The organism is Sporosarcina sp. P1, assembly GCF_002743155.1.
GTDB classification, from domain to species: domain Bacteria; phylum Bacillota; class Bacilli; order Bacillales_A; family Planococcaceae; genus Sporosarcina; species Sporosarcina ureae_B.
The window spans coordinates 86,877-107,926 of sequence record NZ_PDYS01000001.1; the positions used below are offsets into that span (position 1 = coordinate 86,877).

Genomic DNA, 21,050 nt, shown 5'->3' on the forward strand with positions numbered 1-21,050 from the left:
TATGAACACGTTAATTCAACAAGTGCAAATGGTAAATGAAGAAGGCCAAATCGTCGAAACAGATATTAAAATCGTAGAAGGTAAAATTGCGGAAATTGGTAATCAGCTAGCGACAGACGGATATCAAGTGATTGAAGGTAAAGGATTACTTGTATCACCGGGATTCATCGATGTACACGTACATTTGCGTGAGCCGGGCGGTGAACATAAAGAAACAATTGAAACAGGTACTCATTCAGCAGCAAAAGGCGGATATACTACGATTTGTCCAATGCCGAATACACGTCCAGTACCAGATACAAAAGAAAATCTTGAAAAAATCAATACATTGATTAAAGACAATGCTAAAATTCGTGTGCTCCCTTATGCGTCCATCACGATCAGAGAAGCAGGAAAAGAACGTACGAATCTCGCTGAACTAAAAGAACACGGGGCATTCGCGTTCACGGACGACGGAGTAGGTGTACAAGAAGCGGGCATGATGTACGAAGCAATGCAAGATGCAGCGAAGATCGACATGGCTATTGTTGCGCACTGCGAAGACAATACATTAATCTATGGTGGCGCAATGCACGAAGGAAAACGTAATAAAGAACTGGGCTTGCCAGGAATTCCTTCCATTGCAGAATCGGTACATATTGCACGTGATATTTTACTTGCGGAAGCGGCAGGCGCCCATTACCACGTTTGTCATGTGAGCACGAAAGAATCAGTTCGCGTAATCCGTGATGCAAAAAAAGCTGGAATTCATGTAACAGGAGAAGTCAGCCCTCACCATTTGTTGTTGACAGAAGATGATGTACCTGGAGACGATGCGGACTGGAAGATGAATCCTCCACTACGCGCCATCGAAGATCGCAATGCATTACGTGAAGGCCTGATGGATGGAACATTGGATTGTATCGCAACTGATCACGCACCGCATACAGCAGATGAAAAAGCAGTAGGTATTGCCAAAGCACCATTTGGCATCACAGGATTTGAAACAGCATTTCCTTTACTATATACAAATTTCGTCAAGCCAGGTCATTGGACACTCAAACAACTTCTTAATTGGATGACAGTAAAGCCTGCGGAAGTGTTCAACTTGCCATACGGTAAGCTTGAAGTAGGTGCTGAAGCGGATCTAGTATTACTTGATCTAGAAAAGCAACAAAAAATCGACCGTACGACATTTGTTTCAAAAGGTAAGAATACACCATTTGACGGAGTAGAATGCGTTGGATGGCCTGTAATGACAATTTTCGGTGGGAACATCGTATGGAAGGATGGTCAATGATGACAAAAAGATACTTAGTACTGGAAGACGGTTCCATTTTTGAAGGGAAAGCATTCGGAGCAGAAAATGCCTCAATAGGAGAAACTGTATTTGCAACAGGTATGACAGGCTATCAGGAGACAATTTCAAGTCCTTCAGGTTGTGGGCAAATTATCGTAATGACTTATCCATTGATTGGTAACTACGGAATTAACCGAGATGATTATGAATCTATCGACTTAGCTATCAACGGGTTAGTCGTTAGAGAACTAACAGAAGAGCCTTCAAATTTCCGTAGCGGCATGTCACTAGGAGATTTGCTCGTATTAAAAGGAATTCCAGGCATCCAGGAGATCGATACTCGCAAACTAACGCGTCTGTTACGTGATAAAGGGGCTCTACGCGGAAAATTGACAGCTGCTGGAGAAGAGATCGATACGGATTCAACTGTTGCAGAACTTCAACAATTCGAACTGCCAAAAGATTTAGTGGCGAAAGTATCTACTAAACGTCCATATCCAAGCCCAGGCTTAGGTAAGCGTGTCGTCGTTATTGACTATGGTATTAAACATGGCATTTTACGTGAATTAAATAAAAAAGATTGCGATGTCATCGTTGTGCCATATGATATATCGGCAAAAGAAATATTAGCATTGTTCCCAGATGGTATTCTATTATCAAATGGACCTGGAAATCCTGAGGATGTAGAAGGGGCAGTCGAAACTATCAAAGAATTATTAGGCAAGAAGCCGATCTTCGGTATCGGACTTGGACACCAATTATTTGCACTAGCATGCGGTGCTAAAACAGCGAAAATGAAAAACAGTCATATTGGCGGCAACTATCCTGTAAAAGACGTAAATACGAATCGTACCGATCTAACCTCACAAAGTCATGGATATGAAGTGCTTGAAGACTCTTTGGCAGGAACAGGTCTTGAAGTGACACATATTGCATTGAATGATAATTGTATTGAAGGGCTTCGAAGTGAGAAGTTTGAAGCATTCACTGTCCAGTTCCACCCGGAAGCATCGCCAGGACCACAAGATTCTAGCTATATATTCGAACGTTTCATTCAATTGATGACTGCAAGCAACCGAAAGGAGAATACTAATGCCTAAACGTACTGATATAAAATCCATCCTCGTGATTGGTTCAGGTCCAATTGTAATTGGACAAGCAGCAGAATTTGACTATGCAGGTACACAAGCGTGTTTATCCCTTAAAGAAGAAGGATACCGAGTGATTCTTATCAACTCGAACCCTGCAACTATTATGACTGACACAGAAATGGCAGATAAAGTGTACATCGAGCCCATCACACTTGAATTCGTTAGCCGCATTATCCGTAAAGAACGCCCGGATGCACTACTCGCTACATTAGGCGGACAAACTGGTTTAAACATGGCTATTGAATTACATGAATCAGGGATCCTTGACGAATTAGGTATTGAGATTTTGGGTACAAAGCTTGATGCGATTCATAAAGCGGAAGACCGCGATTTGTTCCGTACATTAATGAATGAAATGGGTGAACCTGTTCCAGACAGTGAAATCATCCATAATATTGATGAAGCCTATGCATTCGTCAATGAAATTGGTTATCCAGTTATCGTCCGTCCTGCATTCACGCTAGGTGGTACAGGTGGAGGAATTTGTCATAACGATGAAGATTTAGAAGAAATCGTAGCAAGTGGTTTGAAATATAGCCCAGTTACACAGTGTCTTCTAGAGAAATCCATCGCTGGCTTCAAAGAAATCGAATACGAAGTAATGCGTGACTCGGCAGATAATGCAATTGTAGTGTGTAATATGGAGAACGTCGATGCTGTCGGTATCCATACAGGTGACTCTATCGTAACAGCACCATGTCAAACGTTGACAGACCGTGAAAACCAGATGCTTCGTAACGTTTCATTGAACATCATTCGCGAGTTGAAAATCGAAGGTGGCTGTAACGTACAACTAGCACTCGATCCACATAGCTTTGATTATTACATTATTGAAGTGAACCCGCGTGTCAGTCGTTCATCTGCATTAGCTTCCAAAGCAACAGGTTATCCAATTGCGAAGCTTGCCGCGAAAATTGCTGTCGGTTTGACGCTGGATGAAATGATGAATCCAGTAACAGGTAATACGTATGCCTGCTTTGAGCCGACACTAGACTATGTAGTAACGAAAATTCCACGTTGGCCTTTCGATAAGTTTGAATCGGCGAAGCGTAACTTGGGTACACAGATGAAAGCGACAGGTGAAGTAATGGCGATGGGCCGTACATTTGAAGAGTCCATCATGAAAGCTGTTCGTTCATTGGAAACAGGTCAATTCGATTTATCTCTTCCAGGTGGTAATGAAATGTCTGATGAATGGATCGAACAACGAATCCGCAAAGCAGGCGATGAGCGTCTATTCTTCATCGGAGAAGCATTACGGCGCGGCGTGACAATCGAAACCATACATGAATGGAGCGCAATCGATTTATTCTTCTTGCGTAAATTCGAAAACATCGTTCGTTATGAAGAGATATTGAAAGAGAATCCATACGATACAGCCATTGGTTATAAAGCAAAACGTCTTGGCTTCCCCGATGTGACGATTGCGAAGTTATGGAAGACAACAGAACGTGATGTCTACGACTGGAGACAACAACAAGGTTTAGTTCCGGTATATAAGAAAGTGGATACATGCGCTGGAGAATATGAATCGGATACACCGTACTTTTATGGTACGTACGAAGATGAAAATGAATCTGTAAGAACTGATAAGAAGAGCGTGATCGTCTTAGGTTCAGGCCCAATCCGCATCGGACAAGGTGTAGAGTTCGATTATGCGACAGTACATTGTGTATGGGCTATACAACAATCAGGATATGAAGCGATTATCGTCAATAACAATCCTGAAACAGTTTCGACCGACTTCTCGATCTCTGATAAGTTGTACTTCGAACCGCTAACAATTGAAGATGTCATGCATATCGTAGATCTTGAGCAACCAGAAGGTGTCATCGTACAGTTCGGTGGTCAAACAGCGATCAATCTGGCGGATGAATTGGAAGCACGCGGAGTGAAAATTCTTGGTACATCACTTGAAGATATCGATCGTGCAGAAAATCGTGATAAATTTGAGAGCGCATTGCATGAAATCGGTGTACCACAGCCACTTGGAAAGACTGCTTTATCAGTTCCCGAAGCTGTCGTTATCGCAACAGAAATCGGCTATCCCGTCCTAGTTCGCCCGTCATATGTATTAGGTGGACGTGCAATGGAAATCGTCTACTATGAAGAGGAATTACTTCAATACATGGAGAATGCGGTAAAAGCTAGTCCTGAACATCCGGTATTGATCGACCGTTACTTAACAGGAACAGAAATCGAAGTCGACGCCATTTGCGATGGAGAAACAGTATTGATTCCTGGAATCATGGAGCATATCGAGCGTGCAGGTGTTCACTCGGGTGACTCGATTGCAGTCTATCCTCCACAAAACCTTTCACAATCCATGATTGAAACGATCGCAGACTATACGAAACGCTTGGCTCTTGGGCTCAACATCCGTGGGTTAATGAATATCCAGTTCGTTATTTCAGAAGGACAGGTTTATGTAATCGAAGTGAACCCACGTTCTAGCCGTACAGTACCATTTTTAAGTAAAATCACGAATATTCCAATGGCGAATGTCGCAACTCAAGCTATCTTGGGTAAATCTATCTCAGAACAAGGCTATACCGACGGACTTGCAGAAGCACCAGCAGGTGTCTATGTCAAAGTACCGGTGTTCTCTTTCGCTAAACTTCGTCGTGTAGATATTACACTTGGACCTGAAATGAAATCAACAGGTGAAGTAATGGGGAAAGATGTAACATTGGAAAAAGCATTGTATAAAGGCTTAGTAGCGGCTGGAATGGAAGTAAAAGAATACGGTACGGTGTTAATGACAGTTTCTGATAAGGATAAAGAAGAAATTGTAGACATCGCGAAACGTTTCATTGAAACTGGATATCGTATTGTGGCAACTGAAGGTACTGCTAAAGTACTCGAAGCAGAAAATATCGAAGTGAAAACAGTAGGTAAAATTGGTACAGAAGGTCCGACATTGATCGATGTTATTCAAAAAGGACAAGCACAATTAGTTATCAACACATTGACTAAAGGAAAACAACCAGCACGTGATGGCTTTAGAATTCGTCGAGAAACAGTGGAGAACGGTGTTCCTTGTTTAACTTCGATTGATACAGCTGCGGCTATGTTATCCGTCATCGAGTCCATGACATTCCAGACAGATGCAATGCCACAGCCGCAGGTGATTCAATGATCATCCAAGATTTGATGACCGTCGAATCGCAACAAGAAATTGCGAAAAATATTTTTGAGATGAAATTAACAGGCAAGCTGGTCGGAGAAATTACTTCTCCGGGCCAGTTTGTCCATATCCGAGTATCGGATTCATTCGAACCGTTATTGCGACGTCCAATTTCAATTGCTGAAATTAATCCTGAGAAAAATGAAATGACCATCATCTATCGCGCAGAAGGTCGAGGTACATCGCTCTTATCTGAAAAACGTGAGGGAGATACAGTTAATGTACTAGGACCACTAGGAAATGGCTTCCCAGTTGAAGAAACTACTGCGGGTCAAACAGCCGTATTGATTGGCGGCGGGATCGGCGTGCCTCCACTGTATGAGTTGTCGAAACAGCTGACTGCAAAAGGAGTTAACTGTATTCATATACTGGGTTTCGAATCGGATCCAGTAGTTTTCTATGAAGAAAAATTTGCTGCTTTAGGTGAAACACATATAGCAACAGTAGATGGTAGTAACGGTACACAAGGTTTTGTTACGAACGTCATGAGTGAGATATCCCATGACTTTGAAACGTTTTACAGTTGTGGACCTATGCCGATGCTTGATGCTGTGCAAAAAGCATATGTGCATAAAAAAGGGTTCTTATCTTTTGAACAACGTATGGGCTGCGGTATCGGGGCTTGTTTTGCTTGTGTTTGTCATACGAATGAAAATGCGACAGATCAGGCATATGTCAAAGTATGTTCGGATGGACCAGTATTTCCAGCAGGGGTGGTGCAAATATGAATAGATTAGCGATTACATTGCCAGGACTTGAATTGAAAAATCCGATTATGCCTGCATCTGGCTGTTTCGGTTTTGGTAAGGAGTACGGTAATCTGTACGATTTGTCCCAACTTGGAGCAATCATGATTAAAGCGACTACAGAAGAAATGCGTTATGGTAACCCGACACCACGTGTAGCTGAAACGTCTTCGGGTATGTTAAATGCTATCGGACTTCAAAACCCTGGGCTACAAGGCGTGCTGACTAATGAATTACCGTGGTTAGAAAAATTTGATGTTCCAATTATTGCGAACGTTGCCGGATCCGAAACGGCAGATTACGTTGAAGTGGCGAAACAAATTTCAAAAGCTTCAAACGTTCATGCGCTTGAATTAAATATCTCCTGTCCAAACGTAAAATGTGGCGGAATCTTATTTGGAACGGATCCCGAAATAGCAAAAGAACTGACAGCGGCTGTAAAAGCTGTTTCTTCTGTACCTGTTTATGTGAAACTGTCACCGAATGTCACGGATATTAAAGCGATGGCATTGGCTGTAGAAGCAGGTGGAGCAGATGGAATTACGATGATTAATACATTGGTCGGCATGCGTCTGGATGAAAAGACAGGTAAGCCAGTGATTGCGAATAAAACAGGCGGCTTGTCTGGACCTGCTATTAAGCCAGTTGCGATTCGCATGGTCTATGAAGTAAGCCAAGTGGTTAATATTCCGATCATTGGAATGGGTGGCGTTACATGTGTCCAAGATGTTGTGGACTTTTTGTCTGCCGGCGCAAGTGCAGTAGCAGTGGGTACAGCGAACTTCGTTGACCCATTTGTTTGTCCAACAATAATCGAGCAACTACCTGCAAAATTGGATGAACTAGGAATCGATCATATTTCAGAATTGGTTGGAAGGAGCCATCGTGTATGAACCACTCCCCAATTATCGCTTTAGATTTTGATTCAGCTGAAAAGACATTCGATTTCCTACAAGCATTTGATCACTCGGTCAATGTCAAAGTAGGAATGGAATTGTACTATAAAGAAGGACCCGCTATGATTGCACGATTGAAGGAAGAAGGCTATTCCATCTTTTTAGACTTGAAATTGCACGATATTCCGAATACAGTAAAATCGGCAATGAAAGTCTTGGCTTCACTTGAAGTGGACATGGTCAACGTACATGCGGCTGGTGGGAAGACGATGATGGAAGCAGCACGTGAAGGACTTGAGGCTGGAACTGCTATGGGCGTTCAGCGACCTGCATTAATCGCAGTAACTCAACTGACATCAACGGATGACCGTCAAGTGAAGGAAGAACAATTAATTAGTGTACCGCTTCGTGAATCAGTGGAGCATTACGCAAAACTGACTTCATTTGCGCATTTGGACGGTGTAGTTTGTTCGGTACAGGAAGCCAAAATTATTGAAGAAGTATGCGGCAAGGATTTCTTCAAAGTAACTCCTGGTATTCGCTTGGCACAAGGTGATGTCCATGACCAGAAGCGAGTGGCAACCCCGGCAAAAGCAAGGCAGGAAGGCTCTACACATATCGTAGTAGGCCGTGCCATTACAGGAGCCGATAATCCGCTTGAAGCATACAAACATGTAAAGACATTGTGGGAGGGAATTACATCATGACTAGAGAAAAAGAAGTTGCACACATCCTGTTAAATGTAGGAGCAGTAGCAATTAATCCGGAAGAGCCGTTCACATGGGCTTCGGGAATCGAGTCGCCTATCTATTGTGATAACCGCTTAACAATGGCAGATCCGGTAGGGCGCAAAGAAATTGCCGAAGGGCTTGCGGCATTAATCCGCGTTCATTATCCTGAAACTACAGTAATTGCAGGAACTGCGACAGCGGGTATCCCGCACGCAGCATGGGTTGCAGATATTCTGAAGTTGCCGATGGTCTATATTCGATCTACTGCTAAAGCACATGGTAAGAGTCGTCAAATCGAGGGCAAGATCGAGCCGAATGCGAAGGCCGTTATTATTGAAGATTTAATTTCAACAGGCGGAAGCAGCTTAAATGCAGCGAATGCATTGATTGCAGAGGACGTGGAAGTTTGCGGAATCGTCTCGATCTTTACATATGAGTTGCAAAAAGCTGACGAGAAGTTTGCGGAGGCGAAACTAACTTACCATAGCTTGACAAACTTTGTGGCGCTTGCTGAAGTTGCGAAGGAAGAAGGCGCGGTTAAGGAAGAGTCAATGAATGAATTAATGGAATGGCATACGAAGTTGAAGCTTGGTACGCTGTAATGAAAAAACGGTTCCCATAATGGGAGCCGTTTTGCTTTCTAGAAGAAAGAGTGGTGAGTGGGTGGGCAACGTTGATCGACGTTCCAGGCGGACGCTTTCCTGCGGGCATGGCTTGAGCCGCTTCCCTCACTTCGTTCAGTCCAGGGTCTCAAACTCATGCTATTCCCGCGGGAGTCGCCGCCTTCCACTTACGATCAACTGGTGTCGTTTTTTAATGTGGAACGATGATGCATTTTTAAAGAAAAAAAGTCAGAACAGAAACCTATAATAATAGGAATTCACTTCTGTCTTAAGATGTTCAAAACATATAGCCATACAGTGCATTATTTCCGTAATTTACGTACTAAATCCTCGTCAGGTGTAACGAACACGGTTTTCTGTTCAAAGTAGATAACGAAGCCTGGTTTTGCGCCTGAAGGCTTTTTGACGTGGCGGATTTGTGTGTAATCGACTGGCACGGAAGAAGATTCACGTGCTTTGCTGAAGTATGCGGATAGCCCGGCTGCTTCTTCGATTGTTTGGGCGTCTGGGTCGATGTCGTGAATGACGACGTGTGAGCCTGGTATATCTTTTGTGTGTAGCCATACGTGATCCCGAGCCGCCAGTTTGAATGTCAGGTAGTCATTCTGTTTGTTATTTTTCCCTACTGAGATCGGGATACCTGTGGAAGATACGAAGGCTTCCGGTTGTGGCTTTTTCAGTTTTACTTTCTTTTTACTTCTACGAGCACGCATGAATCCAAGTTCTACTAATTCTTGACGTATTTCTTCTATGTCGATTGGAGAAGCTTGGTATACTTGCTGTCTGACCATTTCGAAGTATTCGATATCGTCTTTCGTTTTTTCAAGCTGTTCTGCAATCCGAATAAGTGCAGTTTTTGCTTTTGCGTAACGTGAGAAATAGCGTTGTGCGTTATCAATTGGTGACTTTCTTGGGTCGAGTGGAATTGTGACGGTTGTGCCTTGTTCGTAATAGTTTTCTACAGTCACTTCTTTATCGCCTTTATGCAGCATGTAGCTGTTGGCGGTCAATAATTCACCATATAATTTCAATGTATCCAAGTCTTGCGCTGTTTCTTGTTCTTTTTGTAGTTTCTTTGTTTTGTTTTCCAATTTAGCAATCTCATTAGACAACCAACGTTCTAGATCAATAGCCTGAGATTTTACACGTTCCCGTTCTGCTCTGGCAAAATAGACTTTGTCGAGCAAATCCCCTAAAGTAGGGAACGATTGTGTTATGCCTTGTGCATGAGTTAATTCAATTGCGGAAAACAAAGTTTTTCTATCATTTTCTATGACAGTTGGTTTCATGGCACCCGAGCTGAAGCTCTCAAGAAACGATCGCCACACAGTAAATGATTGGTTATTATCATCTAAACGATATAATAATTCCGCGGCTGTTAATGGTGAAAAGCCTGCGAAATGTTTTACTACATCTTTCGGTTCCTGCAGTGCACCTACCTGTGTATTGAATTCTGCCTCGGTTACTTCAAACGGATCTAATTTATTTTGTGGAGGTGCTGGAATATAAGGTTGTCCAGGTAAAACAGTACGGTAACTGTTAACAGAAGGCGGTAAATGTTTCATGCTGTCAATAATCATATCGCGTGAAGCGTCGAGTAAAATCAAATTACTATGTCGTCCCATGATCTCAATGACTAATTTCCGTTCAATCTGGTCACCCAGCTCGTTTCGAGCCTGAACGTGAATATTTACAATCCGGTCATTCTCATGCTGTTCAATCGATGTAATCATCCCGCCCTCAAGTTGTTTGCGTAATACCATACAAAACAACGGTGGCTCAGAAGGATTCGTTAACACTTCATCAGTCAACTGTAATCGTGAAAATGAAGGATGTAGTGATACTAATAATTTATGATTTCTATTAGTGGCGCGGATTTGAAAAATGATTTCCTGTGAATTCGGCTGATGAATCTTCGAAATCCGACCAGTCTTCAGTTGCTGCAGTTCGCTTACTATTGCTTTTGTAAATAAACCATCAAATGCCATACGGATTCCTCTTTCATTTCGTTTTGTTCCATTTTAGCACTCATCGTATGATTATGGTATAATATGAACAGATTGCACACATGGACCTTTTCAGTTTAACTATAAAATTCTAGTATCTTCTGGACTTTCTTGTTAAAGTTAAATGTTAGGAAGCGTTACTAGTTGATTGAAGCGTAAGGTGGCGACTCCTAAGGGAACAGCATGCGTCTTGAGACCCTGGACTGAACGAAGTGAGGGAAGCGGCTTCCCTGGAAAGCGTCCGCCTGAAGCGTAAATCAACGGTGCGTAACAAGTATGACGTGCTAATGAATACATAACAAAGAGGGATTATATGTACAAACACCGAGGACTCCTAATCGTCCTTTCTGGTCCATCCGGCGTCGGAAAAGGAACTGTACGAAAAGAACTATTTTCAAGTCCGGACACCAACTACGAATACTCCATATCCATGACGACAAGAAACCCGCGTGAAGGTGAAGTTGACGGCGTTGACTACTTCTTCCGTTCAAAAGAAGTATTTGAAGAAATGATCGGAGAAGGAAAACTTCTCGAATATGCAGAATATGTAGGGAACTACTACGGAACACCACTCGACTACGTCAACGCAACACTCGACGCGGGTCGTGATGTATTCCTGGAAATTGAAGTAGTCGGTGCGGCTCAAGTGCGTGAGAAAGTACCAAACGGCCTGTTTATTTTCTTAGCGCCTCCAAGTTTAAGTGACCTGGAAACTCGTTTGATCGGGAGAGGTACGGAAGCATCTGACATCATTGCAGACCGTGTATTAAAAGCGAGAGAAGAACTTGAAATGATGCATCTGTACGACTATGTAGTAGAGAACGACGAGGTCTCCAAAGCATGTGATCGGATCAATGCGATTGTTACGGCAGAGCATTGCAGAAGAGAACGTGTGGAAAAGAGATACTTACAAATGTTGGAGGGAGAATAAACTATGTTATATCCATCAGTTGATTCACTAAAAGGAAAAGTTGATTCTAAATACACACTGGTTACACTGGCAGCTAAGCGTGCGCGTGAACTACAAGAAAAACATGACGAAACGCTTCATTCATACCGGTCAGTAAAAAGTGTTGGTAGGGCTCTCGAGGAAGTAGCAGCGGGCGTCTTGATCAACGTAGCGGCAGACGAATCCATTATTTATGAAGACGAAGTTTGATTTGATATAAAAAACAACTCCCTTGGAATTCAACCGTTCTCAGGGAGTTTATTATTTTTAGAAAGGACGAGAGTTCCATGAAGATAGAAAATAAAAACATTTTACTCTGCGTAACAGGTGGTATTGCGGTTTATAAAGCTGTTGCACTCGTCAGCAAATTAAGTCAGGCCGGCGCGAATGTAAAAGTCGTGATGACGGATTCCGCGAAAGAATTTGTACAGCCATTATCCTTTCAAGTCATGTCACGCAATGATGTATATTTTGATACATTTGATGAAAAAGATTCTCGCGTTATTGCGCATATCGATTTAGCGGACTGGGCAGATTTAGTGGTCGTTGCGCCTGCTACGGCTAATGTGATCGGTAAGCTTGCCCATGGAATTGCAGATAATATGGTGACGACTATTTTACTTGCAACTCAAGCAGACGTTTGGATTGCACCTGCAATGAATGTACATATGTATGCCCATCCTGCTGTTATGCGTAATATTGAACAATTACATATGGATGGCTATCAATTTATCGAACCGTCAGAGGGGTTTTTAGCTTGCGGTTATGTAGGTAAGGGGCGTTTGGAAGAACCTGAAAAAATTACCGAGTTAATTAGCGAGTATTTTAATGAAGTATCCTATCAACCTTTACGTGGTAAGAAAGTTGTCATTACAGCTGGACCGACTCGTGAACGTATAGATCCTGTCCGCTATGTATCTAATTTTTCAAGTGGCAAAATGGGCTACGCAATGGCAGAAGCAGCACAGCAGCTGGGTGCTCATACCGTACTAATTTCAGGACCAGTTGAGCTATCCGTTCCATCTGGAGTCCATGTGATAAATGTAGAAAGTGCCGCTGAAATGTTCGATGCTGTAATCAGTCAGTATGATGATGCATCCATTGTAGTAAAATCGGCAGCTGTTGCAGACTATCGGCCGAAAAACATACATGACCAAAAAATGAAGAAAAAAGATGGCGATGATGTACTTGAATTGGAACGGACGACCGATATCTTAAAAACACTTGGAAAGCGCAAAGAAAATCAATTACTGATTGGCTTTGCAGCTGAAACGACGGATGCGATTGCCTACGGACAAAAGAAATTAGAATCTAAAAATCTAGATTATATTATCGTCAACGATGTCACGGATCCTGGTGGCGGTTTTGGTAGTGAAACAAATGTCGTGACATTGCTATCTAGAGAAGGAGAAACTATTCCTTTTTCTGCAATGCCAAAAGTGCAACTAGCAAAGCGATTATTTGAAACCATACTTCAGCATGAAAGTAGTAAGTTGCATGATCGCTGAAGTCATTGTAGATGTAGCAGCCTATCCAATTGACCGGCCATTTGATTATGCAGTTCCTATCGATTGGGAACATGTAATGGAGCCAGGATTACGGGTAAAGGTTCCTTTTGGTCCACGAAAAGTAGCGGGCTATGTGACAGGTATCAAAGAAGAGAGCGAATTAGATCGTAATAAAATTAAACCGCTCGCAGAAATTATAGATTTAGAGCCGGTGCTGTCTGCAGAATTATTAGCCTTGTCGAAGTGGATGGCAACGGAAACGATTGCCTATGAAATCGATGCACTGCAAGTCATGTTGCCTGCAGCTATGCGCGCCAAATATGAAAAGATCATGACAGTGATCAAACCGGAAGAGCTTGATGACTCATTCCGCGCATTTTTGGGGAACCGCCAGCACGTCACATTAAAAGCACTTCAAGATGCGAATTTATTAAATGAAGTAAAGAAATATAATGAGCTAGGGATTGTCGAAATTGATACGGCGATCCAGCAGAAAACTAAAATGAAAAAAGTTCGAATGATTCACGTGCCGGATGCGAAACAACTTGAAATGGCTTTGGAAGAAGTACATCCAAATGCAAAAAAACAACAAGAACTACTCCGTTGGCTATTGTTGCATCCGACAGAATCAATAGAAGCGAGTCAGATCCTCAATGAATCTGGCGTTACCGCTTCTGTTTTGAAGTCACTTGTAGATAAAGCGATAGTCGAACAATCGCAAGTGGAAGTGTACCGTGAATTAGCAACACCCCAAATGCAAGATAGCGGAAAACCGGTGCATCTAACAGACGAACAGCAAATCGCTCTTTCCGCTATTGAACAGTCGAGTGACAACAACATCCAGGAAACTTTTTTACTTCATGGTATTACAGGGAGTGGGAAGACGGAAGTTTATTTACAGGCTATCGATCATGTGTTGAAACAAGGGAAAGAAGCGATAGTGCTAGTACCTGAGATCGCATTGACACCTCAAATGACGGCCAGATTTAAAGGACGGTTTGGAGAATTAGTTGCCGTTTTGCATAGCGGTTTATCCGCAGGCGAAAAATATGATGAATGGCGCCGGATCCATCGGGGTGAAGTGAAAGTTGCAATTGGTGCACGTTCAGCCGTATTTGCTCCCTTCACAAATTTAGGATTACTGATTCTCGATGAAGAACATGAATCTACCTATAAACAAGAAGAATCACCAAGGTACCATGCACGGGATGTTGCAATCTGGCGTGCCGAATACTATCAATGTCCTGTTATTTTAGGGAGTGCGACACCGTCACTCGAGTCTTATGCTCGGGCTTCTAAAGGAGTGTATTCATTATTAACACTATCCAAACGGGCAAAGAATCAAGCTTTGCCAAGTGTGGAAGTGGTGGATATGCGAGAAGAACTTAAAGTAGGAAACCGTTCGATGTTTTCTGTAGCGCTGGCTGAAGGGATTCGCGAACGATTGGCACGAAAAGAACAAATTGTCCTGCTGCTTAATAAACGTGGATTTTCAAGTTTCGTTCTTTGTCGTGATTGCGGAACAGTTGTCGAATGTCCAAATTGCGATATTTCATTGACATATCATCGAGCAAGCGAGAGTTTGAAATGCCATTATTGTGGTCATGAAGAACGAGTACCTTCCGAATGTCCGGAATGTACAAGCGAGCATATTCGGTTCTTCGGAACTGGAACACAAAAAGCACAAGAAGAACTATATAAATTAGTACCTGAAGCCCGCGTAATCCGGATGGATATCGATACGACGAATACAAAAGGCGCTCATGAACGTTTGCTATACGATTTTGGCGAAGGAAAAGCAGACATTTTACTTGGAACACAAATGATAGCCAAAGGGCTGGATTTTCCGCGTATAACTTTAGTAGGGGTATTGGCAGCCGATACATCTCTTCATTTGGCCGACTTCCGCGCCGCCGAGAAAACATTCCAATTATTGACACAAGTGAGTGGTAGAGCGGGGCGAGATCAATTGCCTGGTGAAGTGGTCATTCAGACATATGATCCGGAGCACTACGCGATTGAATTATCAAAAACACAGGATTATGTCCCTTTTTATGAAATGGAAATGGGTAGAAGAAGACAACTTGGTTATCCACCATACTATTACGTGACGGTTGTACAGTTTAGTCACGAAGATGTATTAAAAGCAGCTGACTATGCACATAAAGGCACTGAATTTATGGCGGAGCGACTATCACAAGGTACAGTTATCATAGGACCAACAGCAGCTGCCATCAGTCGCCTCAACAATAGATATCGATACCAAAGTTTGATAAAATACAAACATGAACCCGCACTTATACCGGTTCTGCAACAACTTTTAAAACACTACAAAACGAGTTGGGCAAAAGACGGCTTGGTCATGTCGATTAACCGTGAACCAACATCGATCTTTTAACCTTTCTTCGAAGAAATGAGGAAATTATTTTGACTATATTGAAAATCATCAAGCACCCATCATCTATTCTTACGACTCCATGTAAGGAAGTAACTATATTTGACGATGAATTGGGTGTCTTACTTGATAATATGCATGAAACGATGATGGAACATGACGGCGTGGGCATAGCCGCACCACAAATCGGTAAATCGATTCGTGTGGCGATTGTAGACTTCGATGAAGGACAAGATATCATTGAAATGATCAATCCTGTCGTCACGGCAACTGGAGGATCTGAAGTAGAAGTTGAAGGATGTTTAAGTTTCCCTGGATTGTTTGGAGAAGTAGAGCGTCCTTTCCATGTAAGGATTGAAGCACAAGAACGTAATGGTAAGCTATATGAATTAGAAGCAGAAGGCTATGAAGCACGTGCCATCTTACACGAGATCGATCATTTGAACGGTGTTCTATTCGATAAAAAGATTCAACGTGTCGTTGATCCATCTGAATTCGAAGACGAAGAGGAGGATGACGAATGACAAAACTCATTTTCATGGGAACACCTGAATTTTCTGTAGGTGTTTTGACGATGCTATATAATGAGGGATATGAAATCCTAGCTGTCGTAACACAACCGGATCGTCCCGTTGGCCGTAAGCGTGTTTTGACACCACCTCCCGTAAAGGAAGAAGCAATGCGTTTAGGTCTACCCGTCATTCAGCCTGAGAAGCTTAAAGGCTCTGTAGAGTTGGAAGAAATCCTCGAACTAAAACCGGAGTTAATAGTAACAGCTGCATTTGGTCAATTGCTTCCGAATGAACTACTCGAGGCACCGAAACTCGGTTGTATAAATGTCCATGCTTCTTTATTACCTAACTACCGTGGCGGCGCACCGATTCATCAGGCGGTTATGGATGGTAAGAAAGAAACGGGTGTCACGATCATGTACATGGCGGAGAAACTGGATGCGGGTGATATCATTTCACAAGTCACCACTCCAATTGAAGAAACAGACGATACGGGGACGATGTTTACAAAACTATCTGTAGCAGGAACTACATTACTAAAAGAAACATTACCTTCTATCATTGATGGCACGAATGAGCGAACAGTTCAGGATGAGACACAAGTGACGTTTGCAAGAAACATATCGAGAGAACAGGAACGAATTGACTGGACGAGTTCAGCTAGGTCGATCTATAACCAAGTACGAGGGTTACACCCTTGGCCAGTTGCCTATACAAAGTTTGCTAGTGATCAAGTGAAAATTTGGTGGACTCAGATGGAAGAACAACCATCCAATGCGTCACCTGGAGACATCATCGGTCTAGAAAAGGACCGTATTATTGTACAGACAGGTGAAGGTGCATTGGCAATTACCGATTTACAACCAGCCGGAAAAAAACGAATGACAGCTACCGTATTCTTAAATGGAATCGGATCAAAATGGCAAGTGGGAGACAAGTTTGAATGACAAATTATAAAAAGAAAATTTGGCGTGGCAATGTACGTGATGCGGCATTATCCATGTTGATGCAAATTGAAGAAGAGCAAGCGTATAGTAATTTATTGCTTCATAAAACGATTGAAATCTATGACCTTCAACCAAAAGACCGAGCATTATTGACGGAATTAACTTACGGTACATTACAACAACAAATGACACTGGATTATTATTTAGCACCATTTGTTAGAGGGAAACTACAACCGTGGGTACGACAGCTACTTCGTCTATCCGTTTACCAAATCATTTACCTATCTAAAATTCCTGAGCATGCCGTTGTCAATGAAGCAGTAAAAATTGCCAATAAGCGTGGACATAAAGGTGTTTCATCGATGGTCAATGGAATACTGCGCTCAATTTTGCGTGAAGGCGTACCTTCTTTAGATGAAATTGAAGACCCTGTCGCTCGTTTGTCTATTGAGACAAGTCACCCTGAATGGTTGATTCGAAGATGGATTGAGCAATACGGCATGGAACAAGCAACCGCTGCGGCAGTTGTCAATAATCAGCCGCCGATCACAACTGCACGTATCAATAAAACAAAAACTAATATAGGCGAAGTAATCGGCTTACTGAAAAAAGAAGGAATTACTGCAATAGCGGGTACTCTTTCTGATAGCAGTATCCAAGTAGAGTCAGGTAACCTCGCTTCTACAGAAGTGTTTAAACAAGGCTTGCTGACAATTCAAGACGAGAGTTCAATGCTTCCAGCTATCGCATTACAAGTGGAACCAGGTATGCGAGTATTGGATATGTGTGCCGCTCCTGGTGGTAAAACTACACATATTGCAGAACGTATGAAAGATGAAGGAGAAATTCAAGCACATGATCTGCACCCCCATAAATTACGTTTAATTGACCAAAATGCAGAGCGTCTCGGTTTGACTTCCATTCATACAAATAGCGGAGATAGTAGAGAGTTATTAAAAACATATGAACCTCAATCTTTTGACCGAGTACTAGTAGATGCCCCGTGTAGTGGGTTAGGGGTTATTCGTAGAAAACCTGAAATTAAATATAAGAAAACGATACAAGATATTGAAAATCTAACAGTCATTCAAAAAGAACTACTCGAAGTTGCCTGTCAGTTGGTGAAAAAAGACGGTCTCTTAGTTTACAGTACATGCACGATTGATAAATCCGAAAACGAAGAGATAGTGGAATGGTTCTTGAAAAAGCAGCCAGACTTCGCACTCGTTCCACTCCATATTCTTGAAGGCGACCATGAGTACCGCTATTTGCAAATATTACCGCACGACCATCAAAGTGACGGTTTCTTTGTAGCGACGTTACAAAGAATCAACTAACCAGACCCATTGGAATGGAGGGTAGCCTATGGAATATGAAATACGCTCAGATACAGGACAGAAACGAACTGTGAATGAAGACGAAGCAGCCGTATTCGTTCATTCTGAAAAGCAGACGATACTCGCAGTCATAGCAGATGGAATGGGCGGTCATAAGGGCGGAGATTATGCTAGTGCTACGGCGGTGCGTATGATAGGCGAGCTATTCATGTCTGCCGACAAAGAAGTCGTAACGGAACAGGATTGGATTGACTTGTTGTATGATGCGATAGTGGATATTAACCAGTTTTTGTATACTACTGCGCAGGAAGATGACACGTATAAAGGCATGGGAACAACGCTAGACCTTGCATTGATCTTGGATGATCACTGTGTAGTTTTTCATGTGGGAGACAGCCGGATTTATCAAGTGACAGGCAAAGCAATTCGGCAAATTACAAAAGACCATTCTTTTGTTAATGTACTGATTGATAGCGGAGAAATTACGGAACAAGAAGCCGAAGTGCATCCGCAACGTAATTGGATTATGAAAGCGGTAGGTTCGGAGAAATCCATCGTACCTGACCGTTACACATTTTCATTACTGTCACATTCGTTTTTATTACTTTGTACAGATGGTTTAAGCAATAAAATCGAAAAAGAAACTATGCTTGATATTATGTTAAATGAAAATTCATTAGCAGAAAAAGCGGATGAGTTCATAGACTTAGCGAACCAGCGTGGTGGGGAAGATAATATTACTGTCATACTACTGGCTATTCCCGAAATTGAGGTGAATCCCGTATGATTGGAAAGCGAATCGGTAAACGATACGAAATTATTCGGGTGATCGGTGACGGAGGTATGTCCAGAGTTTACTTGGCACACGATATAATCCTCGACCGCGATGTGGCAATCAAAGTATTGCATTATGATTTTGCCAATGAAGAAGAGTTAAAAAAACGATTCCAGCGGGAAGCACTTTCCGCTACGAGCCTGACACACCCTCATATTGTAAATATTTTTGATGTTGGCCAAGAAGATGAACTCCATTACTTGGTGATGGAATACATAGCCGGCAAAACACTGAAAGACTATATCCATACTCATGGCGCGTTGTCGGCAGAACAGGCTGTGTCTATTATGAAGCAACTTGTATCTGCTATATCACACGCTCATCATAACGGTATTGTTCATCGTGACATTAAACCTCAAAATGTATTGATGAACGGTGAGGATGATGTGAAGATAACAGACTTTGGAATTGCCATGGCGTTGAATTCTACAGCACATACGAAGACGAACTCTGTTATTGGAACTGTTCACTATCTGTCTCCTGAACAAGCTAGAGGCGGCATGGCTACGAAACGCTCAGATATATATTCACTCGGAATCGTATTTTATGAATTACTTACTGGACAGTTACCGTTTTCCGCGGAGACAGCTGTGGCGATTGCGTTAAAACACTTACAAGAAGAGACCCCATCCGTCCGGGATCAATTTCCTGAAATACCTCAAAGTGTAGAAAATGTTATCCTAAAGGCGACAGCTAAGGATTCATCCTATCGCTATGCGTCTGCAGATGATATGTATGATGATTTACTAACGGTCCTATCTCAAGACCGATTGAATGAAAGTAAATTCGCCTTGCCGTTTGATGATGACAAGACAATGGCTATTCCTGCCATTAAAGATGCTTCAAAATCCACCGTTATTGAAGACACAATGAAAGTAGATCCCGTAAAACCTGAACCGCTAGCACCTGTAAAAAAGAAAAAAAAGAAATGGCCATATGTTTTAGCGGGTAGTCTGTTGCTACTAGCATTACTGACACTGCTATTGGTGATGATGATGAAACCGAAAGAAATCATTGTACCTGAAGTAGTAGGGGAAGAAGAGCTTGTTGCTGCAGAGATACTTGAAAAAGAAGGCTTTGTCATAGATGAACGTTTTGAAGAGACATCCGATGAATACACAGCGGGACAAGTCATTAAAACAGTGCCTCAAGCCGGAAAGAAACGTAAAGAGGGAGACGGCGTGAAATTATTTATTAGCGCTGGTAAAGATCCTATGGTGCTTAGTGATTATACTGGTCGTAACTTTGAAGCGACAAAACGCTTTTTAGATGGTTACGGATTTTTACCTATTGAATCAGTCGAAGTCTTTTCCGACGAGCCGAAAGGAACAATTCTCAGCCAGCAACCTGAAGCAGAACAGTCTGTTATTCCGGAAGAAACTAAGTTGATCTTCACTGTAAGTAAAGGCAGGGAGTTGCAATCTCTTGATGATTTGTCAGGTATGTCCGCTAAACAACTAGAAGACTATGCGAATACATCTGGACTGAAGATCCACATCGTCAGTGAAGAACATTCGGATAAAGTGGATAAAGGATATGTTATTTCACAAAAGCCTTCTAAAGGTGAAAAAATGGAAAAAGGGCAACGAGTGGATGTCGTGGTTTCGAAAGGGCCTGCGTCCAAGCCGGTTAAATTGTTGGTAAAGACTGTGACGATTCCATATGACTATCCCGAAGAACCGACAGTTGAAAATGATGAAGATGAAATAGATTCAGAAACAGACCCAAAACCTCAATCGGAAATCATTCCTCAGAAAGTCCAGATTTATATACAGGATCGCACACACACGATGAATGATCCTATGGAGGAATTTGAGATTACTGAAGATACGACACGTAAGATTACGATCGAACTTCTAGAAGGAGAGCGTGGAGGTTATAAAATCATGCGCGATCAAACAGTGATTGAGGAAGATAAGTTCAACTATGCAGATTTAGAATAGAGGAG

General features: G+C 42.3%; 17 protein-coding genes. 16 read left to right on the top strand and 1 reads right to left on the bottom strand.

Annotated features, from left to right (window positions below; genetic code table 11):
* Nucleotide 1: 1 nt before the first annotated feature.
* From CSV73_RS00455 to pyrE, 7 genes are read left to right on the top strand one after another with little or no spacing between them, the layout of a single operon-like run.
* Nucleotides 2-1,279, top strand: a complete 1,278-nt coding sequence (locus CSV73_RS00455; protein WP_099626338.1) for a dihydroorotase — start codon at nucleotides 2-4, stop codon at nucleotides 1,277-1,279.
* The gene (locus CSV73_RS00460) at nucleotides 1,279-2,379 is read left to right on the top strand and encodes a carbamoyl phosphate synthase small subunit (RefSeq protein ID WP_099626339.1); all 1,101 of its coding nucleotides are present in this window, start codon (nucleotides 1,279-1,281) and stop codon (nucleotides 2,377-2,379) included. The genes CSV73_RS00455 and CSV73_RS00460 overlap by 1 nt, the downstream gene beginning before the upstream one ends.
* Nucleotides 2,372-5,569 (top strand): carbamoyl-phosphate synthase large subunit, encoded by a 3,198-nt coding sequence (gene carB / locus CSV73_RS00465; RefSeq protein WP_099626340.1) that lies wholly within the window; start codon nucleotides 2,372-2,374, stop codon nucleotides 5,567-5,569. Before CSV73_RS00460 ends, carB begins: the two co-directional genes overlap by 8 nt.
* Complete coding sequence (locus CSV73_RS00470) at nucleotides 5,566-6,345, top strand: dihydroorotate dehydrogenase electron transfer subunit (protein ID WP_085133187.1); 780 nt, start codon at nucleotides 5,566-5,568, stop codon at nucleotides 6,343-6,345. The genes carB and CSV73_RS00470 overlap by 4 nt, the downstream gene beginning before the upstream one ends.
* A complete protein-coding gene (locus CSV73_RS00475; RefSeq protein ID WP_099626341.1) occupies nucleotides 6,342-7,256 on the top strand; it encodes a dihydroorotate dehydrogenase in 915 nt (304 codons plus the stop codon). The genes CSV73_RS00470 and CSV73_RS00475 overlap by 4 nt, the downstream gene beginning before the upstream one ends.
* Nucleotides 7,253-7,966 carry an orotidine-5'-phosphate decarboxylase gene (gene pyrF, locus CSV73_RS00480; protein ID WP_085133189.1) on the top strand — a complete coding sequence of 238 codons (714 nt, stop codon included), beginning with the start codon at nucleotides 7,253-7,255 and terminating at the stop codon, nucleotides 7,964-7,966. Before CSV73_RS00475 ends, pyrF begins: the two co-directional genes overlap by 4 nt.
* On the top strand, nucleotides 7,963-8,592 hold the full coding sequence (pyrE, locus tag CSV73_RS00485) for an orotate phosphoribosyltransferase (RefSeq protein WP_099626342.1): 630 nt from the start codon (nucleotides 7,963-7,965) through the stop codon (nucleotides 8,590-8,592). The genes pyrF and pyrE overlap by 4 nt, the downstream gene beginning before the upstream one ends.
* A gap of 323 nt (nucleotides 8,593-8,915) precedes the next feature.
* On the opposite strand, the gene CSV73_RS00490 is transcribed toward pyrE, so the two are convergent.
* Nucleotides 8,916-10,601: an Rqc2 family fibronectin-binding protein gene (locus tag CSV73_RS00490; protein WP_099626343.1), complete on the bottom strand. Its 1,686-nt coding sequence runs from the start codon at nucleotides 10,599-10,601 to the stop codon at nucleotides 8,916-8,918.
* Between the two features lie 331 nt (nucleotides 10,602-10,932).
* Here CSV73_RS00490 and gmk point away from each other — a divergent pair, with 331 nt between their 5' ends.
* From gmk to pknB, 9 genes are all read left to right on the top strand, one after another.
* Nucleotides 10,933-11,550 (top strand): guanylate kinase, encoded by a 618-nt coding sequence (gene gmk / locus CSV73_RS00495; protein ID WP_085133192.1) that lies wholly within the window; start codon nucleotides 10,933-10,935, stop codon nucleotides 11,548-11,550.
* 3 nt (nucleotides 11,551-11,553) lie between these two features.
* Entirely contained in the window at nucleotides 11,554-11,778 is a 225-nt protein-coding gene (rpoZ, locus tag CSV73_RS00500) for a DNA-directed RNA polymerase subunit omega (RefSeq protein WP_085133193.1), read from the top strand.
* Between the two features lie 77 nt (nucleotides 11,779-11,855).
* Nucleotides 11,856-13,076 carry a bifunctional phosphopantothenoylcysteine decarboxylase/phosphopantothenate--cysteine ligase CoaBC gene (coaBC, locus tag CSV73_RS00505; RefSeq protein WP_099626344.1) on the top strand — a complete coding sequence of 407 codons (1,221 nt, stop codon included), beginning with the start codon at nucleotides 11,856-11,858 and terminating at the stop codon, nucleotides 13,074-13,076.
* On the top strand, nucleotides 13,066-15,474 hold the full coding sequence (gene priA / locus CSV73_RS00510) for a primosomal protein N' (RefSeq protein ID WP_099626345.1): 2,409 nt from the start codon (nucleotides 13,066-13,068) through the stop codon (nucleotides 15,472-15,474). The genes coaBC and priA overlap by 11 nt, the downstream gene beginning before the upstream one ends.
* Nucleotides 15,475-15,503: 29 nt before the next feature.
* A complete protein-coding gene (def, locus tag CSV73_RS00515; RefSeq protein WP_099626346.1) occupies nucleotides 15,504-15,995 on the top strand; it encodes a peptide deformylase in 492 nt (163 codons plus the stop codon).
* On the top strand, nucleotides 15,992-16,930 hold the full coding sequence (gene fmt / locus CSV73_RS00520) for a methionyl-tRNA formyltransferase (RefSeq protein WP_099626347.1): 939 nt from the start codon (nucleotides 15,992-15,994) through the stop codon (nucleotides 16,928-16,930). Before def ends, fmt begins: the two co-directional genes overlap by 4 nt.
* Entirely contained in the window at nucleotides 16,927-18,267 is a 1,341-nt protein-coding gene (gene rsmB / locus CSV73_RS00525) for a 16S rRNA (cytosine(967)-C(5))-methyltransferase RsmB (RefSeq protein ID WP_085133198.1), read from the top strand. Before fmt ends, rsmB begins: the two co-directional genes overlap by 4 nt.
* Before the next feature lie 28 nt (nucleotides 18,268-18,295).
* Nucleotides 18,296-19,054, top strand: coding sequence for a Stp1/IreP family PP2C-type Ser/Thr phosphatase (locus CSV73_RS00530; RefSeq protein WP_099626348.1), 759 nt, complete (start codon nucleotides 18,296-18,298; stop codon nucleotides 19,052-19,054).
* The gene (gene pknB, locus CSV73_RS00535; protein ID WP_099626349.1) at nucleotides 19,051-21,045 is read left to right on the top strand and encodes a Stk1 family PASTA domain-containing Ser/Thr kinase; all 1,995 of its coding nucleotides are present in this window, start codon (nucleotides 19,051-19,053) and stop codon (nucleotides 21,043-21,045) included. The genes CSV73_RS00530 and pknB overlap by 4 nt, the downstream gene beginning before the upstream one ends.
* Nucleotides 21,046-21,050 lie beyond the last annotated feature (5 nt).

What these genes read in the sequence shown, in the direction of transcription:
- CSV73_RS00455 (WP_099626338.1), top strand. Translation starts at nt 2, where the DNA reads ATGAACACGTTAATTCAACAAGTGCAAATGGTAAATGAAGAAGGCCAA.
- CSV73_RS00460 (WP_099626339.1), top strand. Translation starts at nt 1,279, where the DNA reads ATGACAAAAAGATACTTAGTACTGGAAGACGGTTCCATTTTTGAAGGG.
- carB (WP_099626340.1), top strand. Translation starts at nt 2,372, where the DNA reads ATGCCTAAACGTACTGATATAAAATCCATCCTCGTGATTGGTTCAGGT.
- CSV73_RS00470 (WP_085133187.1), top strand. Translation starts at nt 5,566, where the DNA reads ATGATCATCCAAGATTTGATGACCGTCGAATCGCAACAAGAAATTGCG.
- CSV73_RS00475 (WP_099626341.1), top strand. Translation starts at nt 6,342, where the DNA reads ATGAATAGATTAGCGATTACATTGCCAGGACTTGAATTGAAAAATCCG.
- pyrF (WP_085133189.1), top strand. Translation starts at nt 7,253, where the DNA reads ATGAACCACTCCCCAATTATCGCTTTAGATTTTGATTCAGCTGAAAAG.
- pyrE (WP_099626342.1), top strand. Translation starts at nt 7,963, where the DNA reads ATGACTAGAGAAAAAGAAGTTGCACACATCCTGTTAAATGTAGGAGCA.
- CSV73_RS00490 (WP_099626343.1), bottom strand. Translation starts at nt 10,601, where the DNA reads ATGGCATTTGATGGTTTATTTACAAAAGCAATAGTAAGCGAACTGCAG.
- gmk (WP_085133192.1), top strand. Translation starts at nt 10,933, where the DNA reads ATGTACAAACACCGAGGACTCCTAATCGTCCTTTCTGGTCCATCCGGC.
- rpoZ (WP_085133193.1), top strand. Translation starts at nt 11,554, where the DNA reads ATGTTATATCCATCAGTTGATTCACTAAAAGGAAAAGTTGATTCTAAA.
- coaBC (WP_099626344.1), top strand. Translation starts at nt 11,856, where the DNA reads ATGAAGATAGAAAATAAAAACATTTTACTCTGCGTAACAGGTGGTATT.
- priA (WP_099626345.1), top strand. Translation starts at nt 13,066, where the DNA reads ATGATCGCTGAAGTCATTGTAGATGTAGCAGCCTATCCAATTGACCGG.
- fmt (WP_099626347.1), top strand. Translation starts at nt 15,992, where the DNA reads ATGACAAAACTCATTTTCATGGGAACACCTGAATTTTCTGTAGGTGTT.
- rsmB (WP_085133198.1), top strand. Translation starts at nt 16,927, where the DNA reads ATGACAAATTATAAAAAGAAAATTTGGCGTGGCAATGTACGTGATGCG.
- CSV73_RS00530 (WP_099626348.1), top strand. Translation starts at nt 18,296, where the DNA reads ATGGAATATGAAATACGCTCAGATACAGGACAGAAACGAACTGTGAAT.
- pknB (WP_099626349.1), top strand. Translation starts at nt 19,051, where the DNA reads ATGATTGGAAAGCGAATCGGTAAACGATACGAAATTATTCGGGTGATC.